The organism is Serratia sp. TSA_7 (assembly GCF_052692135.1).
Genome location: NZ_JBQZFU010000001.1, coordinates 1,586,532 through 1,602,116 on the forward strand (window position 1 = coordinate 1,586,532; position 15,585 = coordinate 1,602,116).

Annotated in this window: 16 protein-coding genes; 3 read left to right on the forward strand and 13 right to left on the reverse strand. The window is 59.7% G+C overall.

Translation table 11 applies throughout. The annotated features are described in order from the left end of the window. Positions 1-12 precede the first annotated feature (12 nt). Positions 13-1,701 (reverse strand): ABC transporter substrate-binding protein, encoded by a 1,689-nt coding sequence (locus ACUTQW_RS07595; RefSeq protein ID WP_445654830.1) that lies wholly within the window; start codon positions 1,699-1,701, stop codon positions 13-15. A 154-nt stretch (positions 1,702-1,855) separates the two neighbouring features. Continuing rightward, the gene (locus tag ACUTQW_RS07600) at positions 1,856-3,274 is read right to left on the reverse strand and encodes an aminotransferase-like domain-containing protein (RefSeq protein WP_006325985.1); all 1,419 of its coding nucleotides are present in this window, start codon (positions 3,272-3,274) and stop codon (positions 1,856-1,858) included. Positions 3,275-3,418: 144 nt separating this feature from the next. On the opposite strand from ACUTQW_RS07600, the gene ACUTQW_RS07605 reads away from it, so the two are divergent. From ACUTQW_RS07605 to ACUTQW_RS07615, 3 genes are read left to right on the forward strand one after another with little or no spacing between them, the layout of a single operon-like run. Continuing rightward, positions 3,419-4,819: a cytochrome ubiquinol oxidase subunit I gene (locus tag ACUTQW_RS07605; RefSeq protein WP_006325986.1), complete on the forward strand. Its 1,401-nt coding sequence runs from the start codon at positions 3,419-3,421 to the stop codon at positions 4,817-4,819. 2 nt (positions 4,820-4,821) lie between these two features. After that, positions 4,822-5,829 (forward strand): cytochrome d ubiquinol oxidase subunit II, encoded by a 1,008-nt coding sequence (gene cydB / locus ACUTQW_RS07610; RefSeq protein WP_006325987.1) that lies wholly within the window; start codon positions 4,822-4,824, stop codon positions 5,827-5,829. Positions 5,830-5,843: 14 nt separating this feature from the next. Further along, positions 5,844-5,993 carry a DUF2474 domain-containing protein gene (locus ACUTQW_RS07615; protein ID WP_006325988.1) on the forward strand — a complete coding sequence of 50 codons (150 nt, stop codon included), beginning with the start codon at positions 5,844-5,846 and terminating at the stop codon, positions 5,991-5,993. Positions 5,994-6,003: 10 nt separating this feature from the next. Here ACUTQW_RS07615 and ACUTQW_RS07620 read toward each other — a convergent pair whose 3' ends face one another. The 11 genes from ACUTQW_RS07620 to narI form a co-directional block, all read right to left on the reverse strand. Continuing rightward, on the reverse strand, positions 6,004-6,270 hold the full coding sequence (locus tag ACUTQW_RS07620; protein WP_020439207.1) for a hypothetical protein: 267 nt from the start codon (positions 6,268-6,270) through the stop codon (positions 6,004-6,006). Next, positions 6,267-6,491: a hypothetical protein gene (locus ACUTQW_RS07625; RefSeq protein ID WP_004945754.1), complete on the reverse strand. Its 225-nt coding sequence runs from the start codon at positions 6,489-6,491 to the stop codon at positions 6,267-6,269. Before ACUTQW_RS07625 ends, ACUTQW_RS07620 begins: the two co-directional genes overlap by 4 nt. Before the next feature lie 122 nt (positions 6,492-6,613). Further along, on the reverse strand, positions 6,614-7,705 hold the full coding sequence (locus ACUTQW_RS07630) for a fatty acid desaturase family protein (protein WP_006325990.1): 1,092 nt from the start codon (positions 7,703-7,705) through the stop codon (positions 6,614-6,616). Next, the gene (locus ACUTQW_RS07635; protein ID WP_006325991.1) at positions 7,702-8,784 is read right to left on the reverse strand and encodes an acyl-CoA desaturase; all 1,083 of its coding nucleotides are present in this window, start codon (positions 8,782-8,784) and stop codon (positions 7,702-7,704) included. Before ACUTQW_RS07635 ends, ACUTQW_RS07630 begins: the two co-directional genes overlap by 4 nt. Then, positions 8,777-9,910: a sterol desaturase family protein gene (locus ACUTQW_RS07640; RefSeq protein WP_006325992.1), complete on the reverse strand. Its 1,134-nt coding sequence runs from the start codon at positions 9,908-9,910 to the stop codon at positions 8,777-8,779. Before ACUTQW_RS07640 ends, ACUTQW_RS07635 begins: the two co-directional genes overlap by 8 nt. After that, positions 9,907-10,524 (reverse strand): phosphatase PAP2 family protein, encoded by a 618-nt coding sequence (locus ACUTQW_RS07645; RefSeq protein WP_006325993.1) that lies wholly within the window; start codon positions 10,522-10,524, stop codon positions 9,907-9,909. Before ACUTQW_RS07645 ends, ACUTQW_RS07640 begins: the two co-directional genes overlap by 4 nt. Then, on the reverse strand, positions 10,521-11,807 hold the full coding sequence (locus ACUTQW_RS07650; RefSeq protein WP_006325994.1) for a F390 synthetase-related protein: 1,287 nt from the start codon (positions 11,805-11,807) through the stop codon (positions 10,521-10,523). Before ACUTQW_RS07650 ends, ACUTQW_RS07645 begins: the two co-directional genes overlap by 4 nt. Next, positions 11,804-12,610, reverse strand: a complete 807-nt coding sequence (locus tag ACUTQW_RS07655; RefSeq protein ID WP_020439209.1) for an MBL fold metallo-hydrolase — start codon at positions 12,608-12,610, stop codon at positions 11,804-11,806. Before ACUTQW_RS07655 ends, ACUTQW_RS07650 begins: the two co-directional genes overlap by 4 nt. Beyond that, positions 12,603-13,619: an NAD-dependent epimerase/dehydratase family protein gene (locus tag ACUTQW_RS07660; protein WP_197912583.1), complete on the reverse strand. Its 1,017-nt coding sequence runs from the start codon at positions 13,617-13,619 to the stop codon at positions 12,603-12,605. Before ACUTQW_RS07660 ends, ACUTQW_RS07655 begins: the two co-directional genes overlap by 8 nt. Continuing rightward, a complete protein-coding gene (locus ACUTQW_RS07665) occupies positions 13,616-14,623 on the reverse strand; it encodes a 3-oxoacyl-[acyl-carrier-protein] synthase III C-terminal domain-containing protein (protein ID WP_064799903.1) in 1,008 nt (335 codons plus the stop codon). Before ACUTQW_RS07665 ends, ACUTQW_RS07660 begins: the two co-directional genes overlap by 4 nt. A 284-nt stretch (positions 14,624-14,907) precedes the next feature. Then, entirely contained in the window at positions 14,908-15,585 is a 678-nt protein-coding gene (gene narI, locus ACUTQW_RS07670; protein ID WP_062792547.1) for a respiratory nitrate reductase subunit gamma, read from the reverse strand.

Below are 15,585 nucleotides of genomic sequence, written 5' to 3' on the forward strand. Positions count from 1 at the left end.
GGCGTCTTGCCGTTACTGAACCCGTTTTACGTCCGGCAGGCTGCCGGTCAGGCCGTTGTAGACGTCCGGTTTAAAGCCGGTTACACGGGCGCTGCTGGCGCTGAGGATTTTGCGGTTGCCCAGCAGGATCACCGGCGGATCTTCGGCCAAGACCTGATACAACTGGTGATACAACGGTTTGCGCTGCTCGATATCCAGCGTAGCGTTGGCCTGGCCGATCAGCTTGTCCACCTGCGGGTTGTTGTAGCCGGTTTCACTCACCTGGCTGATGTAATCGCGCACCCCATCGTGCGGATCGTTCAGGCTGCTGGTACTGAGCGACGCCAGGTCATAATTGCCCGCCTTGCGTTGCGCCAATAAGGCATTGAAATCCAGCACCTGCGGCTTCAGCAGCACGCCAATCTGCCGGTAGTTGTCTTTGGCGATAGGCACCAGCGCGTCATTCAGCAGCTTTTTGGTCACCAGCAGCGTCAGCTCCAGCTTTTTGCCGTCTTTTTGGCGAATGCAGTCCGCGCCCGGTTTCCAGCCGGCCTGATCCAGCAGTTGCTTCGCTTTGTTGACGTCGTAGGCGTACGGATTAATACCCTGTGGATCGTAAGCCCAGGAAACGGGAGAGATCGGCTGATTCGCCACGGTGCCGTACCCCTGATACACCACGGTAATCAGCTTTTGGCGGTCCAGCCCGTAGATTAAGGCCTGCCGCACGCGCGCATCCTGCAACGCCGGCCGCTTAAAGTTGAAATCGATACGGCTGTAGTCGCTGGAGCTGTACAGATTGATGTTGGCAAAGCCGAGCAGCTTCAACTGCTCAATGTCATCCGGCTTGGCGGTGAAGGCGTCGTAATCGGTTTCGCCGGTCTGGAACAGTTGGAAGTTGGTGGCCGGGTTGGTCACGCGGTAAATAAAGCGCGCCACCGGCGGCGAGCCGAGGTAGAAATTCGGGTTGGCGTGGAAACGGATCTCCTGCCCCGGCACGTATTTATCGTAAATATAAGGCCCGTTGCCCAACGGCTTGCCGTTCAGCGCACGCACGCTATCCAGCTTGCCGCGCTGGTAATCCTTGCCGTAATAGGCTTTCGACAGCACCGGCCCGCCGATCAGTTGCAAGGTCGTCGCCCCAGGCTGGGTGGTGGTGATTTGAATAGTGCGATCGTCGACGACCTTCAGCCCGCTGATGCTGGGCGCGGTGCCGTTTTTATACTCCGCCCCGCCCTGGATATGCGCCGGAGCAATGTCGGTGTCGCCGTCATAAGCCGGGTCATGCAGCAACGTCAGGGTAAAGGCGATATCTTCCGCTTTTATCGGCGATCCGTCGCTGTAGACCAGGTTGGGACGCAGCTTGAGGGTATACACCCGGTTGTCCGGGCTGATCTGCCAGGATTCTGCCAGCCGCGCCACCGGTTTGCCCTGGCTGTCCAGGCCAATCAAGCGGGTGAAAATCACGTCGGTAACGTTCTCGTCCCAGCCGTTGGTAAACAGATAAGGGTTAAAATTGCCCTGCGGCTCGAGAATACCGGCCACCACGGTGTCTTTACGCAACTTGGCGGCCGCCGGCACCTGGCTTGCGTCGGTTGCCGGGGTAATGCCTTCCGTCAGGAGTTCCGCCTGAGCGCTGAAAGCCAGGCCCACGGCACAGGCTATCGCCAATGGCGCCAGCCGTTTTTGCAACAGTTTGTTTATCTTGTTTTTTATTCTGCTCACCCACTGCCCCTTGTCTGCCCGTTGATTAAATGTGACAAAATTTATCGCAGAGTAATGGGCGGCCGGAGGGCTGTCTAACAACGAAACCGGCATTCCATTGCCGGATAAAGCATTATGAATTTTTCTATTGCGATGCTTACCCGCGCGGTGCCACTCAGCCTGCCGGTACAAGCTGCCGGATAAGTTTGGCTAAGGTTTTGATCGCCGCCTCATGCTTGTCGCTCCAGTCGAAAGAGGCGTTCAGGCGGAAGCAATGGTTGAAATGATTGCCGGTGGTGAACATTCTGCCCGGCGCGATGCTCACCCCCAGCGCCAGCGCACGCTGGTACAGCTCCATCGACGACAGCGCAGGATCCAGTTCCAACCAAAGGAAGTAACCGCCGTCGGGCTGGCTGACCTTCACGGTGGGCGGAAAATGGTGGGCAATCGCCTGGCGCATCATGCTCTGGCGCTGGGCCAGCAGCCGCCGCAAACGCCGCAGGTGAGTATCGTAGCCACCGTGCAGCAGGTAGTCGGCAATCGCCATCTGGGTCGGCACGCTGGTCGATACGGTGCTCATCAGTTGCAGCCGCTGGATCTGCTGCGCGTAGCGCCCCGCCGCCACCCAGCCGACGCGAAACCCCGGCGCCAGGCATTTGGAAAACGACGAGCAGTGCAGGATCTGGCCGCCGTTGTCCAGCGCCTTGGCCGGCAGCGGCCGTTCTGCACTGAAGTACAGCTCACCGTAAACATCGTCCTCAATCAACGAAATCTGCCGTTCACGCAGCAAGGACACCAGCCGCTGCTTGTTCTCCTCCGGCATGGTGGCGCCCAGCGGGTTCTGGAAGTGGGTCATCAGCCAGCAGGCCTTGATCGGATACTGTTCCAGCGCCTGCTCCAGCGCATCCAGATCGATACCGTCCTGCGGATGGGTGGCGATCGCCACCGCCTTCAGCCGCAGCCGTTCGAGCGCCTGCAACGCGCCGTAAAAGGCCGGCGATTCAATCGCCACGTAATCGCCCGGCTGGGTCACCGCCTGCAGGCTGAGGCTCAGTGACTCCATTGCCCCGGCGGTAATCACTATCTCGTCCGGAGCCACCTGCATGCCGCTCAGCGCATAACGCTGGGCGATGTTACGCCGTAGCGCGTCGTTGCCGGGCGGCAGGTTGGCCAGCGAGCTGTGCGGCGTAAACTTGCGCGCCACGCTGCTCAGCGCCCGCGCCAGCTTCGGCTGGGCAAACAGCGTAGCGTCGGGAAACGCCGAGCCGAAAGGGACGATTTCCGGATCCTTGCACGCCTGCAACACATCGAAAACAAAGGTGTTGATGTCCACCTGCTCGCTCAACAGCATCTTCTCGCCACGCACCGGCTGCGGCAGCGGTTGCGGGCGCGCCGCCACGTAGTAGCCGGACTGCGGCCGGGCGACGATCCAGCCCTGGCTCTCCAGCAACTGGTACGACTGCACCACCGTCATCAGGCTGAGACCGGCCCGCTTGCCGCTCTCCCGCAGTGACGGCAGCTTGTCTCCCGCCCGCCACACCCGGTTCTGAATTTGTTCGCGAATCTGTTGCGCAAGCTGTTCGTATCTGGTCATAAGCCCTAACTGTTATATGAAAAAGTGAAATAACTGTCACTATTATAGTTACTGTACTCCGTGCTTAACTTGACGCCAAGCTTTCCACAAAAAAATTACAGCTATACTGAAGAGGTTATTTTATGTCCAACCCAAGGAGGCGCCATGCTGGGTCTTGATGCACTGGAACTTGCCAGAATACAGTTCGCCTTCACCGTGTCTTTCCATATCATTTTTCCTGCGATTACCATCGGCCTGGCCAGTTATCTGGCCGTGCTGGAAGGAATGTGGCTGAAAACGCGCAATGAAGCCTATCGCGACCTGTACCATTTCTGGTCCAAAATTTTCGCCGTCAACTTCGGCATGGGCGTGGTTTCCGGTCTGGTGATGGCCTACCAGTTCGGCACCAACTGGAGTTTCTTCTCCGAGTTCGCCGGCAGCATAACCGGCCCGCTGCTGACCTACGAAGTGCTGACCGCCTTCTTCCTCGAGGCCGGTTTCCTGGGGGTAATGTTGTTCGGCTGGAACCGCGTCGGCCCTGGCCTGCACTTCTTCGCTACCTGCATGGTGGCCCTCGGCACGCTGATTTCCACCTTCTGGATCCTGGCGTCCAACAGCTGGATGCAAACCCCGCAGGGACACGAAATCATCAACGGCCAGGTGGTGCCGGTCGACTGGCTGAAGGTGATCTTCAATCCGTCATTCCCGTACCGTTTGCTGCACATGTCGACCGCCGCTTTCCTGTCCTCGGCCTTCTTCGTCGGCGCTTCCGCCGCCTGGCACCTGCTGCGCGGGCGCGACACGCCGGCAATGCGCAAAATGCTGTCGATGGCGATGTGGATGGCGCTGATCGTCGCACCGGTGCAGGCAATGATCGGTGACGCCCACGGCCTGAATACGCTGAAACATCAGCCGGCGAAGATCGCCGCCATCGAAGGCCACTGGGAAAACCCTCCGGGCGAGGCCACACCGCTGATCCTGTTCGGCTGGCCGGATATGCAGCGCGAAGAAACGCGTTTCAAGTTGGAAGTGCCCTATCTCGGTAGCCTGATCCTGACCCACAGCCTGACCGAACAGGTGCCGGCACTGAAATCCTTCCCGCCGGAGGACCGCCCGAACTCCACCGTGGTGTTCTGGTCGTTCCGCATCATGGTGGCGCTCGGGATGCTGATGATCCTCGCCGGGGTATGGAGCCTGTGGCTGCGCTGGCGCGGCGGGCTGTACCAGTCACGGCCTTTCCTCTATTTCATTTTGTGGATGGGGCCCTCCGGGCTGCTGGCGCTGCTGGCAGGCTGGTTCACCACCGAAATCGGCCGGCAGCCGTGGGTGGTGTATGGTCTGTTGCGCACCAAGGACGCCGTTTCTGCGCACGGCGACCTGCACATGAGCATCAGCCTGCTGGCGTTTATCGTCGTTTACTGTTCGGTGTTCGGGGTGGGGTATTCCTACATGATGCGCTTGATCCGTAAAGGACCGCAGCAGCATGAGCATAAAGAAGATGACACCGAAGGCCGCCCGGCGCGTCCGCTGTCTGCGGTGAAAGACACTCTGGATGACAGGAGCTGAGCATGGGCATTGATCTTCCGCTGATTTGGTTTGTGATCATCGTGTTCAGCACCATGATGTACGTGGTAATGGACGGCTTTGATTTGGGTATCGGCATCCTGTTCCCGTGGGTTAAGGACAGCGGTGACCGCGATGTGATGATGAACACCGTCGCCCCGGTCTGGGACGGCAACGAAACCTGGCTGGTGTTGGGCGGCGCGGCGCTGTTCGGTGCCTTCCCGCTGGCTTACGCGGTGATCCTCGACGCACTGGCGATCCCGCTGACGCTGATGCTGTTCGGGCTGATCTTCCGCGGCGTGGCCTTTGAGTTCCGCTTCAAAGCCAAAGAAGAAAAGCGCCATATCTGGGACAAGGCGTTTATTTGGGGTTCGATCTTCGCCACCTTCAGCCAGGGAGTCGTTGTGGGTGCCATCATCAACGGTTTCCCGGTCAGCGGCCGCAGCTATGCAGGGGGTGCGCTCGACTGGCTGACGCCTTTCGCGCTGTTCTGCGGGCTGGGGTTGGTGGTGACCTATGCCCTGCTCGGCTGCACCTGGCTGGTGATGAAAACCGCCGGTGACCTGCAAGCGCGCATGTACCGGCTGGCGACGCCGCTGCTGGTAACCCTGCTGCTGGTGCTGGCGGTGGTCAGTATCTGGACGCCGATTGCCCACCCGGAAATCGCCGGCCGCTGGTTTACCTTGCCAAACCTGTTCGTGCTGCTGCCGGTGCCGGTACTGGTGCTGCTCAGCGCCTGGGGCATCCAGCGCGGGGTAACACGCGGCGCGCACTATTCGCCGTTTATGCTGACCCTGTTGCTGGTATTCCTCGGCCTGAGCGGATTGGGCATCAGCATCTGGCCGCTGTTGATCCCGCCGTCCATCACGCTGTGGGACGCAGCCGCCCCGCCGCAAAGCCTTGGCTTTATGCTGGTTGGCGCGCTGTTTATCATCCCGATTATTTTGGTTTACACCTTCTGGAGCTACTACGTGTTCCGGGGCAAGGTCAGCCATGAACATGGCTATCACTGATGAGGGAGGAGAGCATGAACGATAAAACCGCAACCGCGCCCACTCCCTGGTGGAAACGCGTCGGCTGGCTGGTGATCATCTGGAGCGCCAGCGTGCTGGGGTTGTTCCTGGTCGCTTCACTGTTCCGCCTGCTGATGACGGCGGCGGGCATGAAGTCGCACTGACCGATAGGGTTTATCGAGTCGCGCTGTCAGGAAAGTAAAAGGAAATCACCAGCGCGACCAAAGGCAAGGCGCCGATCTTCAACAACTCGAACACTTGCCTGATAGGCTCGCTTTGATCCCAATAAGCGTGGGCAATAAAAACGCCCACGCTTATCACAAAAATCCCGCACAACACCTGGCGCGCCAACCGCAGGCGCTCCATTTCGTCAAACACCAACACCTGTTCCAGGTAAACTCTGCCGGCCTCATCTCGCAGATTTGTGTCTTCGACGCTCATGGGAAGATCCCCACGACTTGCCCCACGGCCTCCAACTGTTCGCCCTTCTCTCGCACGATGCCAAGGGACGTCCCATCCTGTTTCATCCAGTGCTTATCGGCAATGGCGATCAGCGCAAAAGCCATCTTGATCACCTCGGTTTTCTCCATCCCATGACGGCGGGCTATATCGTTTAGATCATCATCAATCTTATTTGATAAACGAATCGGCAAACTACGCATGCGCCACCTCCTGTGGCTGTCTGTCAGTGATATGGAGTCTACTTTACCGGCCCGCTTCGTTCAATTAGTGAACTGCGTAACGTCTCGCAAATTCAGCAGGTTGCGACAGCATAATCCCTCAATCATGATTGCGGCGTTTTTCGCCCCATCTCGCTGAGAAAACGCTGCTGTAACCGCAGCAACTCCCCCAGTTCAAGCACCCGATAGTCGATACCATAGCGTGGCGCCACCTCGGCAATGATGCGGCTCAACGCGGGATAATGCCGGTGGCTCCAGTGCGGGAACAGGTGATGCGTCAGATGCAGGTTCGCCCCGCCCAGCCAATACCCCAGCCAGCGCGGCCGGGTGCGCCAGTCAAAGGTGGTGGCGAACACGTGGCGATATCTGCCGTGCGGCAACGCCCCCTGCTCCGGCGCCTGATAAAATTTCGCCTTGGCCCAGTGGGTGCCGATGATCAACATCACGAACAGCAGCGAAGAGAGCATCTGGCTCAACAGATACACCAGCAGGATCTCGCTGATGCCGATCTCCGGTGGCAGCAGATAACCCGGGATCGCCAGCGCCAGAAGAAAATGCGCCGCTTTGCCGGCCAGAAAAATGCCCCAGCCGCGCGCCCCTTGCTGCGCCATCCGTGCCGCCACCCGGGTTCTTCCCGCCCGATCCAGCCAGTCGAACAGCCAGATGTAGTACGGGAAGGTCATGGCCGCCACCAACGGCCAGTAATATCGCTGTGCACGCATAAAGGGTTTCCAGCGCTGGAACGGCGTCTGCCGCAGCACGCCGTTGGCGTCGATATCGGGATCGTAGTGTTCGATATTGTTATGCGCATGATGAAAAATAACGTGCCGCACCCGCCAGCAATCAGAGTCCAGCCCGAGCGGGATGCTGACCAGGCCGTTCAACCAGCGGTTGGCCCAGGGCCGTTTGAAAAACGCGTTGTGCGAGGCATCGTGCACCACGTTTACCGTCAGAAACATGCCGATAAAAATAAAGCCGAAATAGCAGGCGAAATAGGTCCAGACGTTCCGCTGCTGCAGGCCAGCAACATAACAGAGCGCGCACAGCGCCAGCAGCACCGCCACCTTCGCCAACATGCCGACATCGGCGAAACGGTGGTCGCGATTGCCGGCCAGATAGTCATGGGCCGCCTGCATCAATGCACGATGCAGCCCGGTATCATCGCGCCGAAAAGCCAGCGGACGCAGCGGCTTCATGGCTGCCCCATGCGGCGTAAAAACTGCTGTTGTTGCGCCAGCAGTTCGCGATAGCCGATACAGCGGTATTCCATGCCGTGCTGTGCGGCCAACTGCGCCACAATGTTGGCCAGCGCCGGATAATGGCGATGATTCCAGCCGGGGAACAGATGGTGGGTCAGGTGATAATTCAACCCACCGGTCAAATGCTGCAGCCAGCGCGGGGACGTCAGCCAGTCGCAGGCGGTGGCGAAGTTGTGACGATACCAACCGTGCGGCATGCTCGTCCCCTCAGGTACCGGGTAAAACTCGGCCTGCGCCCAGTGGGTGCCCAGTAACAAGAACACCACCAACAGCGAGGCGCACATCTGGCTGAGCGTGTAGGTCAGCAATACCCACGGCCAGCCAATGCCATTGTGCTGGCACAGCACCAGCGGCACGCCCAGCACCAACAACAGATGTCCAATCTTGCACAGGATAAACATCGCCCAACCGCCACGCCCCGGCAAAATGTTCTTTTCATGCAACGGGGTTTTGCCCAGGCGATCCGACCAGTCAAAAATCCAGGCGATATAAGGCAAGGAGAGCGCGGCGATCAGCGGCCAGTAAAGATGCTGATAACGCATATGCTTGCGCCAACGCTGGAACGGCGTCTGGCGGAAGAAACCGTTCTCCTCGGTGTCCAGATCGTAATGCTCAACGTTGGCGTAAACGTGGTGATACTCCACATGGCGTACCCGCCAGTAATCCGGATCCACCCCCAATGGCAGCGTCACCAGCCGCCCCACCAGACGGTTCGCCCAGGGCGCGCGCAGAAAAGCATTGTGCGAGGCGTCGTGATTCACATTCACGTTAAGCAGCATCCCCATCATCACAAACAGGAAATAGCAGCCGAAAAACGCCCACGCCTGCTGCTGCATCAGCGCCAAGGCATAAAAACCGCCGCACAACGCCAGCAGCAGTGCCGCCAATGCCAGCCGCCCAGCGTCGGCGTAGCGATGGTCATCTGCCAGATAAGCATGCGCCGCACGCTTAAGCGCGCGATGAAACGCCTGTTCCCCGGCGGCGGGGAAACTCAGCGGCGAAAGCGTGTCAGCCATCGGGTTCTTCCTCCGGTGCAGGCGTCGCTTTCCGCCCCCAGCCCAGTGCCACGCACAGGGCATGCAGCGCGGTAGCCGCCATGGTGATGTGCCAATAGCGTTGCGGCCAGCCAAGGTACCCCATAAACAGCAGCACAATTCCCAGCGTCACCAGCAGCCAGGCGACAATCGCCCAGCCGCGCCCTTCCGACATGCCGCCCAACGCGACCGACCCCAGCGCCAGCAGCGCCAGCAGCGCCATTTGCGGCCAATGAATGTCGGCGTAGCCGTAGCCATACTGGTAGACATAGCCAATCACCAGGGTAAATAACAGCATCGCGCCGCTGAACAGGCTGAATGCCGAGCAGCGGAAACGATCGTTCGCCGTGGCTGGGCGCCACGCAAGGCGGAAATAACGCAGGAACGGCAGGTTACTGGCCCAAAACGGGTTGGCGGAGGCTTTATCCCCACCGACACCGTAGGCAAACGGCGTTTCAGGCAGGCTCGGGCAAAAAGTGCCGAACAGCTTGTCCCAGAAAATAAAACTGCCGCCGAAGTTCTTGTTCGAATAGGCCGGGTCTTTGACATGATGTACCCGGTGGTGGGCCGGAGTGACCAGAATTTTCTCCAGCACGCCAAGCCGGGGCGTCAGAGCATTGTGGTTAAACAGCTGGATGCTGTAATGCAGGATCGAGACCGTGACGAACACCGTCAGCGGCACGCCCACCAGCGCCAGCAGTAAAAAGAACGGTATCGAGGTCAGCGACGAATACCAGGAGTTACGGACCCCCAGCGACAGATTGAAATGCTCGCCCTGGTGGTGCACCACGTGTACCGCCCACAGCACCCGCAGATAATGGTGCAAGCGGTGCAGCCAGTAAAAACCGAAATCCCATGCCAGCAACGCAAACAACCCCATCAACAGCGGCGGCCAGGCATCCAGCAGGCCCAAGCTGAAATGCGCGGCCACATAGCCGTAGCAGGTGATCTCCAGCCCGCGAAACAGCCACAGCATGATATGACCGGAATTCAAATTGAACACCACGTCATGCCAGTTGACCCGCTGCCGTTGCACCCACTGCAATATCCCGGCTTCGCCGACGACGACAAACAGCATGAACACTATCGGCATGGCTAAATCGCTCATCCTGCCTCTCCTTTTACCCTATCTCGCCGGGCGCCTTTAATGTGCAGGGCCAGCCAACCGGCCAGCAACGCCAATAGCGCCCCGCTCGCCAGATCGACAAACAAATGGCGGCGCAGTTGCAAAATTGAAACGGCGATCGCCACCGCCCAAACCAGCAAAAGCACCGTCCTCACCTTACGCTGCCGGTCGCTGAGCGCCCACACCGCCAGCACCGTCAGCGCCATATGCAACGAGGGCAGGCAATTTTGCGGTGAATCTACCCCAATCAGGGCCGCCAGCACCTCGGAACTTAAACCGGTGCCGCTATCCACCGGATATGCCATCGTGGTCGGCCACAGTAGGTATATGGCGCCGGCCCCCAGAGCGGTCAGTTGCATGGCCGTTGCCAGCCATTTGACCCGATGAGCCGGTGCCAGCAAATACCCCAGCGGAATGAGGATAAAGAAAGACAGATACAGCCAAACGGCAGCCGGGCTGAAAGGGATCCAGCGGTCAATCGCCGCAGGCGATATCAGGTGCCCCGCCCCTTGCCACCGATCGGCGCTGGAATAAATGACCCCAACAAATCCCCAGCCCAACAACATTTGCCATAGCCGAAACAGGATTATTTTCATGCCATCCCCGCCAACCGGATGATCCGCCGTCTTTTTCTGTCAAATTCCGGCATCACCGCCTGTACCGTTAATTGCCACTCCAGCAGGTCGGTAGCTATGCCCTGTTGGCCGAGCACCTCGACCAGGTGCGCCTGACAATGCGCCAACTCAGCCTGGGTGCCATCGGCAATCAATTGCAATCGCCGTGGCGCGTGTTGAATCAGCCGATAGTCGCTGGTCAGCGGCAGCGCATTGGCGATCGCCCGGCTGCACAAGTCGGCAAAGACCACCTGGGCTTGCCGCTGCCTATCCGGCAGAATCAGTTGATCGTCCCTGCGCCCTTCAATACGGGCAAGCGCCATCGTCGGCTGCCCGCACGGGCAGGCCTCGGGCCGCCTGACCAGCACGTCATCCAGCCGATAACGCACTATCGGCTGGGTGCTGCGGGTAAAGTCGGTGATTAAGGGGGTAAAACGGTGCTCATCGATCCACTGCGGTTCAATATGCAAAAACTCTTCGTTCAGATGCAGCGTGCCGTGCGCGCAGGTGGCGGCCAGGAACCCCTCGGTGGCCTGATACACTTCGCCCACCGCCGGAAAAACCTGTGCCAGCAAGCGGCGATCCTGCTCCTCCAACACCTCCGCCACCGAAATCACTTTTTTCACGTTGAGGACGATCTGTTTTTTCAGCACCGCCAGCGCCAACGCGCGCAGTACCTGAGCCGGCGCCACAATCAGGGTCGGTGCCTGCTGCTCCAGGCGCGGCAACTGCGCGGAAAACGGGGCAAACAGATCGTAGAACGCCAGGCTCAACCAGCGATTATTGACGCTCTGATAGAGGTTATTGTCCGCCCGCAGAAACAGCGCGACGCGTTCGCGGGCAAATACCCCTTCCGGCAGCATCTTCGCCAACATGCCGCCCGCCCAGACTTGCTGCTCGCGCGGGCTGACGACAAATAGGCCGCGCTGCCCAGAGGTGCCGGAAGACAACCCAACGCTGTATTGACCGATTTTTGGCGTGAAATCCCGCTCCGCCTCGCTGCGCTGCGCACAGGCAAGCAACGTGTCACGCTGCAATCCGGCGGTATTCATTTGGTCGAACTGCGCCATCATCAGCGCCTTGTCCATCCGCGGCCAGGCGGCGATCGGTTGCCGGCTGAAGCGCCTGAAGTAAGGGCTTCTCGCCAGCACCCGGCGGGCGAAGACCTTAAGCCGTTTAGCCTGGTGCGCCTCCAGTGCCGCGCGATCGGCAAACATTAAGCGCCGGGCGCGGAAATAGTGCCACAGCGTCATTAACGGGATCATAGATCCCCCTCGTGGCACAGAAGAATGTTCACGTTGCCGCCCGCCCACAGTTGGTTCAGCCGTTCCAGCGTGCGGTAATAGCCTTTGGGATCGTCCATCACCAGATTGGCCAGCACTGACGGCCCTCGCAGTTGCTGATAGCTCAAGGGCGACCAGGCGGCATCGCTGGCCAACAGCGTCCAGCCGCTCTCGGTGAGAATAAACGCGCCGATATGGCCCGCCGCATGACCGGGTAACGGCACCAGCAGGATCTGTCCTTTGCTGCCCGGCAGCACATATCCCCGCTCAAAAGGGGCCAGCAGCGCAGGCAGACTCACCTGCGGAAAGCCCTCGATAAAGTGCAGGCCACTCTCGAAATCGTCGGGGATCAACCCGGGGATAAAAGCGCGTTTTAACGCAGCGAAGCCACGCAGCGAGCGGGTTTGCTGCCAGCCTTCACCGGAACAGATAAACTCGAGTTGGCTAAAATCGCGCAACCCGGCAATGTGGTCGGCGTGAAAGTGCGAAACAATCAGCCCCTGAATATCGTCGGCGGCATAGCCGGCGGCGCGCAACTGCTGCGCCAGCGACTCTGCGGGATCGAAATAGACCGGCGTCATATGGCGGTAAAGGCGAAAAATGCCCGACTGCGTTTGCTGCTGGAAATAGCGCGCGTAGCCGGTATCCCACAGCCAGCGGCGGTTCCCCACCTCTAGCAGGTAGGCGCGCGCCGGGAATTTACACACCCGAAATCCCGCCCCGCGCAGCGCCATGCAGCCAATGTGGGTACAGTAGCCCACTTCAAAGACCCTGACCTTAGCCATGGTTCGCCCCCCGAGGTTTTTTGAGCCACTCGCCGGTCAGGCGGATCCCCTCTTCCATCGAATAGCGCGGCCGATAGCCCAGCTCTTCAACGGCGCGGGCTTGGCTCAGCGTCATATCGAAATGCACCGCCGCCACGCTGTAGCGCGTCAGCAACGGTTCTTTGCCGGTAAAGCGAGCCAACAGTTCAAGCCCGCCGGCCAAGGCGTAAAGCAACGGGTACGGCACCGCTTGCAGTCGGTAATTCAGCCCCAACTGCTGGTGCAACAAGGCGTGCAGCATATCAGCCAGCCGCTGCGGCTGGTGATTGGTGATGTTGTAAACCGCGCCGGATGCCAACCGGGGCCGGCAACTGGCCAGGTCCATCGCATGCACCACGTTCAACACAAACGTCAGGTCCAGCATCGCCCGCCCACCGCCGGGCAAGCGCAACACGCCGCCATCGCGTTCGAGCTGTTGCAACAACCTCGGCACAATCACCCGGTCATGCGGCCCAAACAGGCCCCTGGGGCGCAGAATAACGTAGGTAGTTTGCGGGTAGCGCGGCACCCGCGCCTGCAACCGCTGCTCGGCGGCATACTTGCTGCCTGCGTAATGGTTGGCGAAGCGGCGGGCACGGTAACCCTCATCAACATCCTGATGCGGGTGGAAATCGAAGTAAATCGCCGGGGTGGAAATATGAATAAACCGCCGGATGCCGCACTGGCCGGCCGCCTCCGCCAGTTTTTCCGTCGCGGTAGCATTGGCCTGATAGAACTCGTTTTTGGCTCCCCAGGGTGAAGATTTTGCCGCGCAGTGCCAGACCCAATCGCAGTCGGCCATCAGTTGTCGGCACTGCTCCAACGTAGCCTGCGCCAAATCCAGCGGGACAAATTCGGCGCCCATCTGACGCAACTCCTGTCCGGCCTGGCTGTCGCGCCCGGTGGCGCGCACCTGATGACCCGCCTCCAGCAACCACTGCGCCGCATTGCGTCCCAGGCCGCTGGTGGCCCCGGTAACCAGCACCTTCATGGCAGCAACACCATGCCGGCCAGCGACAGCCCGGCGGCGGTGCCGATCAGCATCACCGGCTTGCCGGGATTAAAGCGGCCTTGAGTGACGGCAGCGTGCAGCGCCGTAGGAATGGATGCCGCGACCTGATTGCCGTGGTAGGGATAAATATCCACCAACACCTCGTTGGAAACGTGCAGGCGCTTGCGCATGTGTTCGAGAGAAAGATGGCTCGCCTGATGCGGCACCACGGTGGCGATTTGCGCCAGTGTCAGCCCGCCGGCCGCCAGCAAGCGGGCAAGATAGCTTTCGATCAATGCCGAAGCCTGCCTGAACAGCTGTTTGCCCTGCATATGGAACAGGAAATCGCTGGCGGTCATACCGGCACGCGGGTTGCGGCGGGTACCGCCCGCGCGGATCTCGCACAGCTCGCTGCCCTCCGGATAGGTTTCCACCAGGCTCGCCAGAATGCCGCTGGCGCCGTCGCCGCGTTCGACAATGGCGCAGGCCGCGCCGTCGCCAAAGATCAGCGAGGATTCCTCGTGCTCCCAGTCGATGCCACGCGAAGCTAAATCCGCCGACACTATGGCAATGCGCCGATAGGTGCCGGCATTCAGCAGCCCGGCGGCCACCTGCAGGGCGGAGATAAAGCTCACGCAACTGCTGTTGATGTCAAAACCTGGGGTGCCTGGCGCCAGTCCGGCCACCTTGAGAATGTGCGCAGCAGTGCAAGGTAGCGCCTGGACAGAAATCGCCGAGGCGGAAATCAGCAGGTCAATCGAGTGTGCGTGAAGCGAGTGGCGGGCCAAGGCGTCATGCAATGCGGCAGCGGCCAGTTCGGCCTGGCTGGCGTCGTCGGTGGCGTGAAAACGGTGAACAATCCCCGAGCGTTTTTCAACATAGCCGGCCGGTTTGCCCAACAGGCTATCCAGCGCGGAGGACGCTATACAGTTTGGCGGCAAAGCCACGCCGGTGGCGATGACTTTGAGAGGTAACAAAGCGGGTGAACCAGAGTGTATTGTCATTATTATTAATAAGTAACCTGAATATCCATAAAGCGATCTCCCGGCGCTGTCGGCATGGCGACGGCGGCAGGTCATCCCCGGTTTTTAATTTCCCAAATGCCCCTTGAATCTGGGCTAGCGATCGTAGTTATGCGGAGCAAGCAACCGGTATCCGCCGGCGCAGCCATCGTAACCATACTGAGATATTGACGTCAGGGCAAGACAGCAAAAATGCACCGATTAAGGTGCATTTGTGTTGAGGTCAAGAAGGGGATCTCGCCGCGTTGATTCTGGTGTTGCGATGCTTAACGGCGGTTGCGCACCAGTTGGTAACGGCGAGTCAGGTATTCCACCGGCACGCTCCAGATATGCACCAGGCGGCAGAACGGGAACAGCACGAACAGCGTCATGCCCAGCACCATATGCAGTTTAAAGATCGGCGCAACGCCCGCCAGATAGTGCGACGCTCCGGCATGGAAAGTCACCACCGCCTGCGCCCAGGCCACCAGCTTCATCATTTCGCTGCCGTCCATATGTTGGGCGGAGAACGGAATGGTCAGCAGGCCAAGACACACCTGCACCACCAGCAACGTCAGGATCATGATATCGGCAAAGCTGCTGGTGGCGCGCACTCGCGCATTGGTCAGACGGCGTTTCAGCAGCAACGCGCCGCCGATCAGCGTCATCACCCCGCAGGCACCGCCGGCGATCATCGCCAGTTTCTGCTTCACATCGATAGGCAGGAAGGCTTCATACATCCAGTGCGGCGTCAGCATACCGAGAAAGTGCCCGGCGAAGATGCCCAGGATACCGATGTGAAACAGGTTGGAGGCCAGACGCACGCCTTTTTTGTCCAACATCTGGCTGGAGCCGGCGCGCCAGCTGTATTGCCCGTAATCGTAGCGCAGCCAACTGCCGATCAGAAAAATCGCCCCCGCCAGATAAGGGTAAATATCGAAGAAGAACAGATTTAAAAATTGCAT